This window comes from Lactobacillus xujianguonis, from assembly GCF_004009905.1.
GTDB classification, from domain to species: Bacteria; Bacillota; Bacilli; order Lactobacillales; family Lactobacillaceae; genus Lactobacillus; species Lactobacillus xujianguonis.
In genome coordinates this window covers 1-13,978 of record NZ_ML136879.1, presented here as the reverse complement: position 1 = coordinate 13,978, position 13,978 = coordinate 1, and the positions used below count along the sequence as shown (strand labels likewise).

The following is a 13,978-nucleotide window of genomic DNA, read 5'->3' as shown; positions in this document are numbered from 1 at the left end:
CATCCCCCTATTTACTCTTCAATGCCCGCTTGAAGTTATTTACCAAGCCGCGATCATCTGTCTGTAAAATCAAGTTTGGATAAATACTTCTAATTAGGATCATTAGCGCTGCTAAGAAGGCCAGTAAAATTACAGCTGAGATTGCAGCTTCAAGATTAGTGGCATTCCCGTTGATCACTCTGAGGGGCATGACATATGAAGAAAAGAATGGGACATATGACAAAATCCGTGAAGCCAGACTAGTTGGTGAATTTTGTAAAAACATCGCCGCAAAGAAGCCAATAATCGCTAAATAAGATACTGGCTGCACAGCCTTGTTGGCGTCTTCCGGCTTAGAAGCAAGAGCTCCACAAAAGGCCGCGCAAACTACGTAAAGAATTAAACCTAAGACTGCAAAGACTAAGCTCCAAGATAAGAAACCTGCTAAAACCTGGTCAATAACTGGCTTTAATTCTTTAAAAGCGTCCCCGATTCCTGGCAACTGTGGTGCCGCCAAGTAAAAGGCTACCCCACCCAGGGCATAAATCACTACTTGGGTAATGATTTCACCAATGATACCGATGATTTTGCCGTCAAAGTAAGTTTTACCCGGCATACTGGAGAAAATCATTTCCATAATTTTCGTTCCTTTTTCGGTTGCAATATCCTGTGCGGTGACTTGGGTATAAGTCATGATCAGCATGTACAAGATAATAATTAAAGCGAAAAAGGCCAAGTATTGCGGTGAATCAGTCTTAACTTCGCCGCTCGCCTTTTCTTTGATGACTTTTTCATGGAAAACCGGCTTAATCTGCAAAGCCGCTTGTTGCGCCTCAGTTAACTTAGCTTGCTGGAGATTAACTACTTGCTGGATCCCTTGCAATTTTTGCAACAGTTTAGCTTTTACTTCATCATCTAACTTTTCAGAAGCATGATAATCAGCTTGCAGCTGGCCGTCATCCTCTTTAATTTCCACATAGCCGTCAATGTCGTCATTCTTTAACGCCTGCTTAGCTTTGGCGAGACTAGCATAATTTTCAAAATCATCACTGTCTTTAAAGGCGGGCTTAAGTTCCTTGACTTGGGTGACGACGCCAACATAATCTGTGTCACTACTACTGCTACTGGTGAAATAGCCGACTAAAAAGGAAATTGCCAAAAAGATAAACGGTCCGATAACCATCGCCAAGTAGGACCAGCTCTTTACTTCTCGGCGGTAGGTTTCTTTAGCAACTAAAAGGGTCTTATTCATGGCTGGCACCTGCTTTCATCTTAAAAATTTCATTGAGAGTTGGTGGTTCCTGGTCAAAAGTCTGGAGATATTGTCCTTGGCTTAATTGCTCAAAAATTGCGCGACCAAATTTAGCATCAGATAGTATCAGCTTGAACTTGCCGTCATTTAATTGGCTAACTTCAGTCACCCCAGGCAGTTGGGCTAAGTCATCAGCTGACTTGTCGACTCTGACATAAAGCCGGGTTAAGCCGAACTCTTGCCGAATGTCATTCACAGGACCATTGAGGACGATGCGGCCGTCATTAATCATCACGACATCGTCACATAATTCTTCCACATTGCGCATGTCATGATCGGAAAAAATAATGGTGGCTCCTTGCCACTTTTGCTGCAAAATCACGGACTTCATGATTTCCACATTCACCGGATCCAGCCCACTGAAAGGTTCATCTAAGATGATTAACTTTGGTTGGTGAATCAAGGTCGCAATCATTTGTACTTTTTGTTGGTTACCTTTGGAGAGACTTTTAATTTTGTCACTCAGCACGCCTTTAACTCCTAAGCGGTCCATCCAATCAGGCAAGGCAGCGTTAATTGCCTTAGGTGACATCCCCTTCAGGCTGGCTAAGAATTGCACCTGTTGCTGGATCGTTTCCTTGGGCATCAGACTGCGTTCTTCAGGTAAGTAGCCGATCTGGTTGTAGTCCTGCTCATTAAAGGGATGCCCAGCAATGGTGATTTCACCGGTGTAGCTGACGAACTTAAGAATGCTGTGAAATAACGTGGTCTTCCCTGAGCCGTTTTTTCCGATAAGGCCCAGAATTCGACCTGGATGGGCGGTGAGATTAACGTCAAACAGGACTTGTTGGGTCCCGAAACTTTTGTTAAGCTGTTTTACTTCTAACATAGAGATCCTCTCATTTTATCAATTATATGTGACATTTGTTTGAGTTAAAGATACTACATTTTAGGTAATAATGTCAATTATATATGACAAAAATTAAAAAACCGCACTTGCTCTTTTTCGGAACAGATGCGGTATTTTTATAACCCCAACATCGCAATCGGTACAACTTGCACCTTATCTTCTTGTCTTTGATAGGCCACTTGACCTGTATTTAATAGCACTTTACTAATTTGATATTCTTCGCCAGCCAGCTCTTCGAACCAATTCAGATGTCTGACATAACTATCCTTCACATTCGGATTAGTCTTCACTTCAAAAAGCACTAACTTACGACCTTTTTGTAAAATAAAGTCAATTTCATGCCGACCCTTGCTGTCTCTGAAATGATATAGATGCGCATCTAGGGCGTCTGCATAAACAATCAAACTTTGGTAAACGAGGCTCTCCATCAATTGACCAATCAAATCGCTGTTAATCTTACCAACATGCTTATCAACATCAAAATCAGTTAATTGTTCCTTAGTTACGTCTAACAGACTCATAGCAATCGCCGGATCCAGCATGAAGTGCTTGGGTGCTTTAGTTAAAGCGGGAAAGAGTTTACCCATGCCAATAAAAGATGGAACATCATCAATTACGTATAAAATTTCTAACGCATCCCGATAAAAATCAGCAGTTGGACGACTCGGAGATTTTTCATTATTTGCCATAGCAGTATCGATTATCTTTTTATAACTAGTAGTTGTCCCAATTGCTGCCGCATATGCGCGCATCCATGAGCGTAAAGTTTCTGGTTCCCTGGCTGTAAATCCATTTTCTTCAAAATCATGTTGAATAATATTATTCACATAGTCTCGAATGAGTAATTCTCTTGCTTTAGAAGAACGATTCCTAATTCCAGGAAATCCTGAACGGAAAACTTCATCTAAATAATTATCCAACTTCTTAGTGCTAATTCCGCCAGCTTGATAACTTGGATCATTTAGTAACTTATCTACAGAGATAAAGCTATCTGACATTTTTCGCTCTTGAACAGAATATGGCCGCATCTTCATTCGAATAATCCGACCAGCTCCGCTATGAATCCGAGAGTTCACACGCACACTACTCCCAGTAAATAAGACACTACCGGCAGATAAGCCAGCATCAACTTGATGACGAACATAGGACCATAAATTAGGTTCAAGCTGCCATTCATCAATCAAAACAGGTTTCTTAGCACTCAAAATTGCCTCAGGGTTATTACGTAAAAGCATCTTGATCTGGGGATTATCTAAACTCATCATGGTCTTAGCCAATCGTGAGGCCGTTTCAGTTTTACCTACTGCTTTAGCACCTTCAATCAAAATTGCTGGCAATTCTTGTAGGTTTTCAGCTAGAGGCTGATCAATGATTCTTTTTTCGTAGTCCATAACGTTCCCTTTCAACTGCTAAATTCATAATTTGCACTTTCAATTTTAACATTTTTCCACTCTGAATTTGCAAACTTTTCCACTCTGAATTTGCAAGCTTTTCCACTAAAAAACTTCCAGAAGCAAAACTTTTGGAAGTCGTATTTACCAATACCGCACTGACTACAAAACCTCAGTGTAGAATTTTAATTCTTCTTGTAATTTTCTTACGCCAACTGAAGCCTTGAAGTGGTTCTTCAACAAGTAACCTGACAATTCATCATCCAATGCCTTGGCAACTTCAGTCACTGGTTCGCCGGAACTAGTTCTGAACAAAGCCAGCTTCAAGAACTTCATGACATCAGGGTTAGCCACGACTTCAGGATTAGCATTAATCAAGCTTCTGATTTTAATGACAAAATCGTTATTCTTCGGACTTAAATCATTGAGGACGCCAACACCAAGCATTGGCTTGCCTTCTGGATATTTTCTTTTGACCATTCTCATCAATCCTTTTCAAATTCTCTTACTACTATTCTACCATGCCTCGCCCGCCGTCACCGCGATGAGGCTATTTTTTCTTTTTTGGGTAAAACAAAAGCCCCAGTTTCCTGGAGCTTTCGTTAGGAAAGATGATTATTCGGCGTCTCTCTTTTTACGTTTCTTAGCACCGATTAGGCTGAAGAGGCCTAGACTTGCGAGTAAGCTTCCTAACCAACCCATGCTGTTTTCTTCATGCTTTTCACCAGTTTGTGGTAAAGCATTCTTCTTAACATTGGCAACATTTGCGCCCTTCGGAGCGGCAGCTTGATCCATATGAAGCGGAGCATTGTCCGTGACATTGTTTGGCTTAGCTGGAGCATTCTTGCGAACTGTGTCTTCAGCTTGAACTTTCGTAGTGATTTTACTCTTCTTAACTGTCTTGATCGGCTTAATTGGCTTCAATTCAGGTTTAGGCTTGATGCCTGGAGTAGTGCCTGGGACATTTGGCAGGCTAGGCTTGCCAGTCGTGTCGCCAGGTTTACCCGGAACAGGTGGAGTTGTTGGAGCAGTAGTTGGTTGACCGCCATTGCCTGGTTCAGTAGGACCTGGGTTAGTTGCAGGTGGAGTATCTGGACCTTCTGGCTGATCATCACCACCGCCACCAATTGGCTTGTAGATAATGGTAATTTCTACATTGCCAGTATCTACACTTACTGCTTTTGCAGCAACGCTAGCAGGATCAGCTGTGTAACCTGAGATAGCTGCTGGAGTGTAAGCATCCCATTGTGACTTAGTTGTATCACTTGCATTAGAATCCTTAAACTTCCAGTCAGTGTATGTTACATCACCAGTTACTTCATCAAAGGTTGCAGTTCTAGTGAAGGTTACCTCTTGAGAAACAACTCCCTTAGTACCATCAGGTTTGATGATAGTAATTGTACGAGTTGGCTTCTTAGTAAGGTCTTGCAATTTTGGATAAGTCTTAGCTGGATCGCCTGGAACCTTGCCAGTTGGAATCTTACCTTCAGGTGTTTCTGGAGTTACTGTGACTTTCTTATGTTGGATCTTCACAATAACAGTTGGAATTCCATCTGGAGTAGCTGTTACAGTCTTAGGAATGTCTTGATCTGGAACAATTTCCCAACCTGCTGGTACATCCTTAGTTGGATCAACCTTAATCGGTTCATCGGTCTTACCCTTTAATGGTGAAGTTCCAATTTCATTACCATCTTTGTCTTGGTAAGAAATCTTACCAGTTTGTTCAACTGGACTGTAGGTGATAATAATCGTCACATTCTTTTGACCATCCTTAACAGTAATTGCAGGAACAGTTTCTTTAGATGGAGTATAACCATCAATAGTTGGAGTAGTAAATTTCTTCCAATTAGTTGAATCTTCAGACCAAGTACCATAAGTTACGTCTCCAGTGACATCATCGTAACTTGCGTCACGGTAAATGTGAGCTGTTTGAGTAGTTGTATCAGTTGTGCCATCTGGATTCTTCACATTAATGGTACGAGTAATGGTTTGGTTCAAATCATCCTCGTGGGCACCATCAATTGGCTTACCTGTTGGTGTCTTACCATCTTCTGGAACTGGATCAGTGTGTTCAATCGTCTTCTTGATGTGAGTTAACTTAATGAAGACTGTTTGTTGCAAAGTTTTACCAAATGTGTAATCACTTGGCAAACTCTCACCCGTAGCTAATTCATAACCAGCTGGAACGCTTAAACCAAGATTCTTAGCTATTGAACCAGCAACGCCAGTCTTAGTAACTACATCTCCAACTTGCTTGTTATTTTCATCAGTATCCTGGAAAGTAAATGTTACCGTTGCATCCAAAGTAAACTTGCCACCAGGTTTGATGTTCAACGTGTAGTTTGGATTTGCATTCTTAAGAGCAGTTTGACTAGTTGGACTCAAAGCAACTTGGTAAACGCCAGATTCAGTTGGCGTACCGTTAGCAAAGTCATAAGTCATGCCATTAGGAATTGTTACACCTGCAGGAACATTTAAACTGAACTTGCCATTATTAATGGCTGTGTCAGTACTTTCTTGACCACCTTGAACAGTAACGTCAACTTTTTTAGGACTAATGACATATGCAAACTTGCCGCTTTCGCTGACATTGTAGTTTGGATTATCTTTTTGCAATTGATCTTTACCAGCTTGAGTCAAAGCAATGTAGTAAGTACCAGCATCAGTTGGAATTTTATCTAACTTCTTGCCATTTTCATCAACCCATTCGTAGTCACTAGGTGTTAAGTTTGCAGTATTCAAACTTTCGCCAATAACTAAACCATCTGCGGTAAGTTGAGCATCGTTGTCATCAATTGTTGCTGGATCACCATCATAAGTCTTACCAGGAATGGTATTTGGCTTCTTGTCCAAAGTTACAGTTAAGTCTTTTTGCTTAATTGTAAAGCTTGCTTGACCCTTCAAGTTATCTTCACCAAGAGTGACATTACCTGCACCTGCGTACTTAGCGATTCCTGCGTTCAAGTGAGCAAAACCAGTATTAGTTAATTTAACTATGTAGTCACCTACGTTAGCTGAGTTATTCTCAATAGTGTAATCACCTGCTTGCAACTTGTAAGTGTCAGCGGTAGTGCGTAAACTTAACTTCAATATCACCATCTGGACTGTTCAAATCATCAAGTGACACATCCTTACCATCGTAAGTCTTGTAAGCTGAACCACTCAAAGTTGCAGTACCAGTTGCTGGATTAATGGTAAATGTAGCACTACCAGTTAAATCATCAGCACTAATACCAACATTACCCTTCCATGCAGGATCTGCGGCAATTGCAGCTTGTAAACCTGCTAAAACCTCATCCTTGTTAAGCGTAAATGTGTAAGTGCCTTGATCAGTTGGAGCTACATGATCTGGCGTATCCCAAGTGTAATCGTCATTTTTCAAAGTGTAGCTAATAGTCTCGTTACTATTTGGAATAGCAATTGTAACTGTGATATTACCGTTAGTTCCAGCATATAAGTCATCAGTTGAAACAGCTAAGCCATTGTAATCTCGACTATTTTCACCAGATAAAGTAGCCTTAGCTGTAGCTTCAGTGATCTTGTAAGTACCAGTACCTGAAATCTTAGCTTTAGCCCAATCAAGGTTATTAGCGTTGGCAGTCGCATTCTTGATGGCATTCTTTCCAGTATCAGTTAATTCAATTGCGTAGTTGCCAACATTAACTGGAGCAGTTTTAATTGCTTCACCAACTTTATGACCTTGAGCATCAGTTGCGTACCAAACATAGTCAGTACCGGCAGTCAAAGTAATTGAATTCTCACCAGCATTTGGTGCATCAGTAATTGCAAGGCCAATTGGCGTAGTGTAGTTATTAATTGCTGTACCATCATAAGTCTTGGTACCTGCGCCTTGGAAGGTAACATTTGGCACAGCCTTATTAATCTTGTAAACAACATATGAAGTCTTAGGATCATAGTACCACGTAAAGTCAGGATCAAGATTTTTAAACTTATTAATACCATTTTGATTCAAAATGATGTGATAAGTTCCAACATTGACCGGAATGTTAGTAAGAGCCGTACCATCTTCATTAGCAAATGAGAAGTCACTATTATCAAGAGTTACATCCTCAGCACCCGTTGGCCAAGTTATACGAGAATCAGTCTTATCAATTGCATGCGTGATGTCATTTGGAATCGTAGTTTCAGTAGGATCACCAGAGTAAGTCTTATCAACTTTGGCATGATTGATTGTAATCGTACCAGCATTCTTGATATAAGTTACATTAACTGTAGCATTTGACATATTAGGATTTACAGTTGAATCTGCCGCAACTTCAGTTACAGCCTGGTCATCAACAATTGCTGTATAACCTGGCTTAGTAACATCTACTCTGTTCCAAGTGCCAGTTGGAATACCATCTTTATCCGTTGACTCGTGATTCCAAACATTATCGCCAAATTCACGTTTATAAACATTATTATCGACAACTGCAGCTAATACTATTTCTGTATCATCAGCATTAATAAAGGCCGTTCTATAGAAAGTGACCTGCTGTGTAATGGGCTGATTCTGACCTTCAATGTTGATAGTTCTAGTAATCGTCTTCTGTAATAAAGAATTTGGAACATAGAAAGTGGTTGTACTATTTCTGTAATACCATGGACCGGTCGTTCCGGTAAAACTTTCTGAGCCACCATTAATTTGACCTACATTGTAAGTAAGAAAACCCAAATCACTAGATTGAGAAACAACTGTATAGCCAGGTAATGACGGCATATTAATTGAGCCTTGACTTCCAGCAGTTAAATTATCAGACCAGCTGCCAGAAACAACCTTTACACCTAAATTACCCCGGGTTGTATCCACATTCCAATCACCATAAGAAGTGGTCCACTTAGAAGGATCAGTACTACCATTGGTAGCAAATCTAGTTGCTTGCCTATCGTAGTAGATATCAATTTGACCGTAGTCTTGCTTAGTACCATCTGAAAGAGTAATTACATCGGCTGCTTTATAGGTATTAGTAGTTGGATCATAAAGCTTAAAGTACTTTTTAACAGTTCTAGTTTCAGTTTGTTTAGCTGGAACGTAGTAGATTGTGTGGTTTGCGGTAGCTTCATAAACTATAGCAGCATCAGTATAAGCAATTGAGTTCTTACCTGAAATAGTTTCGCCGCCTTCACCAGCTGTATTGTAAGCTGGATTGACAAATTCATTAGCAGCCACTGTACTTACATTACTACCAACTTTAGTCCAATCGCCAGAAGTAAATGCTTTGTAACCATCAATAGTCGGCACACTTGCAACAACGTTAGCCCAATTGGTTGGCAATTGACTCCAATCACCAGAAACAACTTTATAACCATTCTGATAGCCATCTTCATTGTAGCTTGAATCAAATAGCCATGGCGCATCAGCAGCCATTGTATTAGTTACTAAATCAGTATCACCTGTTCTCTTATAGTAAATATCAAGAACGGCATCTTGAGCAGCTTGTTCACCTGCGTGTTCACCAGCACCATAAACGTAGTGAACAGTGATTTGACGACTAGTGTATTGACTAGTTACACCATGAGCGTGAACCAAGTGAATCTGTTGTACTAAATCAGCATCAGTAAAGTCTTCTGGCAAAGAGTAACCTGTCGGAATACTTTGATCTTTAGCTAATTGATAATTTTTTGGCAAGCTTAAAGCTGGAGTAATGGTTGTATCAACCCCCTCAATGAAGACCTGTGATTGTGACTCAACAACCTTACCGCTTTCATCATCATCGACAAATTCAAAGGTAACCTGTTGCCCCTTAGTGTAATTAACTGTCACTTCTGCTGGTGTATCATTAGCACTTACAGAATCTGCTAGGACAGTATTATCAGTACTTCCTGCAACTACCATCTGTGTTGGGGAATCTGGTGTACTGAGTAAGATCGGCGTAGTATCTTCTTGCGTTGTCACCTTTGATTCAGCAAACACTTTAGCGTCAAGCTTGCCTGCATTAGCTTTGTCGAGCTTTAAGGTGGTTGTTTCTATTTCCGTTTGGTTTTCTTTGTCTAAATTAGCTGGGGATACTGTACTCTTCTGTTCTTCAGTTGGCTTTTTTACCTGAGTTAATTCTAGTTCAGATTGCTTTTCTTCAGTTTTATCAGAAGATTTAACTGCAATTTCTAGGTCTGTCTTGTTAGTCTTAGTTTGTGCAAGATCTTTAGTTTCAGAAACTTGAGTATCAGCTGCTTCTGATCGTGACTGAAATTGATTTTGTTCAATATGTGAAGTTGATTTACTATTTCGGGCAGATTGTGGATCTCGAGTAACTTCGGTAGTTTGGGCACCAGTATTATTCTTATCAGTACTATCTGCATGAACAAGTTGGTTAGTATTAAATGTCAAAAATAAAGTAGATAATAAGACAGAACAAACACCAACGCTTAATTTTCTAATCCCGAAGCGTTGCTTAGTGTCTAAGTCTCTTCTATTAAAAATCATCTTTGCCACTCCACTTAAAAAATTTCAAATTGTATACCACTTATACGCGTGGTGCTAGTTAAATCGTTCTAGGCAATATGCCATATTGTAAGCCAAAACTGCAACCTCAAGCCGTTCTTGAAAACCTGTTAAGCTTTGTTTTCATCATTGTAGTAGCTTAGTAAGGAAAAGTTACTCTCGATAGTTCTTCTGATAGCCATTAGTCGATGATCATTATGTCTTTTAGCACCTTGCATGTTTTTGCGATACGGAGTCCAAAGCTTATAGCCCATTTGATTTAACTTTAAGGCCATAATAGTAGACTTTTTTCGTTCTTTATAGCCAATATCCGCTATATTGCGAAAGATTTTAACGCGATAATTGTGGACAGGTTGGCAGACCGGAACCGGAAAGCTGTCAATGATCAATATCTTGCCTGAAAGATCCACTTCCTGATTCAAAATATGGCGAATCAAATAGATTAAAGCGGGAATGGGATAATCCTACAAAGAACCTGCAGAATCTTCTTTGGGATTCGATTCCTAATTCTGCTTACCAGATAAGCATGGTCAATATTGAACTATCAGACATCTTGGCCTGATCAGTATTTCTGCGATGCTTCAGGGAATCTGGTGCATACAGTTTGTACCAAGAACGACAGATTACATTTAAACGAGCAAAGCTAACTTGTAAATGGTGAAAAAACGCTTAAGCTTAGGGCAGTTCAATTGGATCAGACTCCTTTTTATTAGTACTTACAACTTGAGTCTAGTCCGATTGGACTTTTTATTTAACTAAAACGATTTAATTAGCACCACGCGTACCACTTATACATATTATTTTACACCAAAAGAAACCCAAGTTACAGCAATAAATCCGTCGCTTTCATCAAATCATTCTTATAGTTATCTTGAGTTGGTGGGCTAATTTTTTACATTCATCGGTAAAGCCAACTTTTGAGAAAAAATAATAGTACTTCTTAGGATAAGCAAATAAAGAACTGCGATACACCAAAGTTTCTAATACCGATTTACTAATTGGTTCATTCTTCCACTTACATAAACCTGAAAAGGCAAAATTATCAACTGAAATTCCAACAATATCCATTTCAACTGACTCTCTCTTCTTTTTATCATTGCCCCACCAATAGCCTAATCTTCTAAAGTATTCCGGCACGATGTCTTTATCCATCATGTGGTTCCAAAGATATTCTTGACTAAGCTGCTCAAAAGATGGCCCTAAGAAGTGTGATAGTCCCTGCTTAACTTGATCAACTACAATGGCTGCATAACCAGCTTCAATCAAGCTAATGTTCTTGCTGACGAAAGTGTACCAAAAGCGAAACATCCCATCACTAATCACATACAATGTCATTAAGTTAAGATATTGACAATTGAGATTAGACTTTTAAAGCACTGATTTAACATTTAATTGTTTAGATTGGTGCTTTTTTTCGTACGTCAAATAAAGAATAACTTAGTCCAATTTTTAAGCTACGCGATATAAATAATATACAGCTGATTTTGATTTTATGTTTCTCTCATCTTTTCGTCCTGGTCTGATTGGAACCGTATAATAACTGATTTGAATCAGAATCCTTTCATAGTCGCGTGATGAAGAAGTTAAATACATACTCTGAATAATCGAGCATGATTGTTTGAAGTTAACAGCGTATTGATACTTGCAATGCCTTTGCGGAATATAAACTTGCGCATCGATTTGACTGATGGCATTAAACATGATCATATGAGCATAGATTTCCATTTCGATGAATTTATCTTGTTTGGAATGGAACTGTACACTGCCTAAAGAATACTTTATCTTCTTGAAAGAGGTCTCAATGCCCCAATGAAGATAATAAAGCTCTTTGATTCTTTTTAGTGGATAATTTTCACGATCAAGATTAGTTAGAACAACTTCCCATTCTTCTTTATTAGAGTCAGGATCATTAATTCTTAATTTACAAGCACGGAACTTTACTGTACAAAATTTTTCAAAATCCCAACTGCGATCTATGGTATTTTTAGAGCGATACTTAAGATACTGGTGGTAATGGTGCTGGACATAATGAATATTCTCACTAACTTTATGCGTGACGTAATATTGGTGAGAAGTAGTTACGCGACAGGAAATATCACGATCACATTCTTGATCCGGCAATGTCTTTAAATCCCCCATAGCCTGTCTTGGTTCGAATAAGATACTGAAGGGACCGCAATTCAAAGTTTTAAGCAGTTGAATTGCGGCTTTACGTTCATCCATTTCCGCTTTAGGTTGAAAAATACAATCTTGATAAGTATTATTAAGCAGGTCATACAAGGCATTGACATGAATTTGGCAATAAGGCGTCTTTTTATGAGGTGAAGATTGGACGATATTCTTTGATTTTGGGTTCCAAATTTGATTAAAATCGGAGCCATCAATGGCAAATAAACGATATTGGTGATCAAAAAGTTGAGTACTAAATAGATTTTGATTAAAAATAGTCAGAATATGTTTAAAACAAGCAGGCGAAAGTTGGCCTTTTCGTTGAACATAAGTAGAAGTACTAACTACTTTGGACTTCATGTGAGTTGCACTTTTGCCAAAAGTTCTAAACAATTCACTGGTTAAATCTTGTCCCTGCATATTAATTGTAGTTTTAAGGACTGTAGCTGTATCCAAAGTACGTTTTCTAGTAAAAGCATGAGGATCATCAATAAAATCATGAATATGTTTGCCAGTATCATTGATAATTTGATCAAGACGCTCTAAGATATTCTTATGAAGGGCTTTCATAATTAACACCAGCTTTCAGGTAATAATTTTGAAGGTTTAAATTTTTATACGTGGGCGAAAAGAGAGAGCTTTTCGCCTTTATTTTATGCAAAAAAAAGGAATCGAATCCAAATGATTCGATTCCTAAAAAAGTATCTTCAATTGTCAATATCTTAACTTAATGACATTCAATCACATAGATAGTCTTTTTCTTTTTCGGTTTATCCATTTCCGTTACTGGCACCTTCTTGGAGATGATCCCTAATTCAATCAAGCTCTTGAGGTATGGGGTAATGCCACCTGCTTCAAGCCCAGCCCTTGAAGCAATTCGCGTCATCTGAGAAGCACCGGACGCAATCGCATTAATAATTGAATTATAAGTCGCTGGTTCACGTAATTCTTGCTTTAACAAATTACTTGGTTCTTCAAAAAGCAATGAATCAGGATTCAAAAAAGTAGCTTTGATATTTTCCATGACGGGAATACGATCCGAAATCAAGTTCAAATACTTAGGGACACCACCAACAATGGAATTAATCACAAAGACGTCTTTTTTACTATAATTCGGCAGCAGCTCTTCCGCCCCTCTTAAAGTAAAAGGCTTAAGTTTATATTGTACCGTCCGTCTGCCATATAATGGACTCTTATAACCTAAAACCTGGTACTCCATAAACGAAATTGATGAACCACAAAGAATCAAAAACATATTTGTCTTTGCATATTCACGATCAATGTACGACTGTAGCATTGAACTAATTGGCGGATAGACTTGAGCTAGATATGGATACTCGTCAATGACTAGTACCACTCGCTCTTTTTTAGCTAATTCTGCTATCTGCTGAAAAGTAATTTCAAAAGATGAAAATGATGAATTATCAATGGTCTTGGGATCCATGAAATGATGAATAGCAGTTGAAAATCTTTGCAAGTTATCTGCTTTATTTTCTTCGAAGGCTCTAAAGTAGATTGCTTTTTTCTACCTAAAATCAAGTATTATCAAAGATTTAAAGAAGAATTTTTAGTCTTTTGATGAGGCGAATAAGATTAAAGTCAGTCTGAGAACCCAATACAGGGCATGACAAAATAAGTCTCCACTTTAATCATTTTGTGCAGACTGATATACTTATAAATGATTAATCATTAACTTTGATTATGAAGAGATTTACGGTAATCATATGGTTGATCATTAATAATTAGAGCATAGATTGTCCGAATCAGTTTATGCATAGATGCAATAGCAGCTTTCTTGTAGCCTCTGGCTTTCGAAAGCTGTTTTTTGTAATCAT

Annotated in this window: 9 protein-coding genes and 2 pseudogenes; all 11 read right to left on the bottom strand. The window is 38.8% G+C overall.

The features are described from left to right. Positions 1 to 7 precede the first annotated feature (7 nt). Positions 8 to 1,231, bottom strand: a complete 1,224-nt coding sequence (locus EJK17_RS04850) for an ABC transporter permease (RefSeq protein ID WP_103661324.1) — start codon at positions 1,229 to 1,231, stop codon at positions 8 to 10. Further along, positions 1,224 to 2,120 carry an ABC transporter ATP-binding protein gene (locus EJK17_RS04845; RefSeq protein WP_103661323.1) on the bottom strand — a complete coding sequence of 299 codons (897 nt, stop codon included), beginning with the start codon at positions 2,118 to 2,120 and terminating at the stop codon, positions 1,224 to 1,226. The genes EJK17_RS04850 and EJK17_RS04845 overlap by 8 nt, the downstream gene beginning before the upstream one ends. A gap of 137 nt (positions 2,121 to 2,257) precedes the next feature. After that, the gene (locus tag EJK17_RS04840; RefSeq protein ID WP_103661322.1) at positions 2,258 to 3,532 is read right to left on the bottom strand and encodes an ATP-binding protein; all 1,275 of its coding nucleotides are present in this window, start codon (positions 3,530 to 3,532) and stop codon (positions 2,258 to 2,260) included. Between the two features lie 162 nt (positions 3,533 to 3,694). Then, positions 3,695 to 4,012 carry a bacteriocin immunity protein gene (locus EJK17_RS04835; protein WP_103661321.1) on the bottom strand — a complete coding sequence of 106 codons (318 nt, stop codon included), beginning with the start codon at positions 4,010 to 4,012 and terminating at the stop codon, positions 3,695 to 3,697. Between the two features lie 135 nt (positions 4,013 to 4,147). Beyond that, the gene (locus EJK17_RS04830) at positions 4,148 to 6,622 is read right to left on the bottom strand and encodes a mucin-binding protein (protein WP_161494899.1); all 2,475 of its coding nucleotides are present in this window, start codon (positions 6,620 to 6,622) and stop codon (positions 4,148 to 4,150) included. Next, positions 6,594 to 9,956, bottom strand: a complete 3,363-nt coding sequence (locus EJK17_RS04825; RefSeq protein WP_103661319.1) for an MBG domain-containing protein — start codon at positions 9,954 to 9,956, stop codon at positions 6,594 to 6,596. The genes EJK17_RS04830 and EJK17_RS04825 overlap by 29 nt, the downstream gene beginning before the upstream one ends. 54 nt (positions 9,957 to 10,010) lie before the next feature. Beyond that, positions 10,011 to 10,663: pseudogene (locus tag EJK17_RS04820) on the bottom strand (transposase family protein). A gap of 160 nt (positions 10,664 to 10,823) precedes the next feature. Further along, a complete protein-coding gene (locus EJK17_RS04815) occupies positions 10,824 to 11,282 on the bottom strand; it encodes a DUF234 domain-containing protein (RefSeq protein WP_236629317.1) in 459 nt (152 codons plus the stop codon). Positions 11,283 to 11,423: 141 nt separating this feature from the next. Continuing rightward, a complete protein-coding gene (locus EJK17_RS04810; protein WP_127796249.1) occupies positions 11,424 to 12,713 on the bottom strand; it encodes a transposase in 1,290 nt (429 codons plus the stop codon). A 157-nt stretch (positions 12,714 to 12,870) separates the two neighbouring features. Further along, positions 12,871 to 13,659, bottom strand: coding sequence for an AAA family ATPase (locus EJK17_RS04805; protein WP_342769165.1), 789 nt, complete (start codon positions 13,657 to 13,659; stop codon positions 12,871 to 12,873). Between the two features lie 173 nt (positions 13,660 to 13,832). Further along, positions 13,833 to 13,978: pseudogene (locus tag EJK17_RS11785) on the bottom strand (IS110 family transposase); the annotation flags it as partial.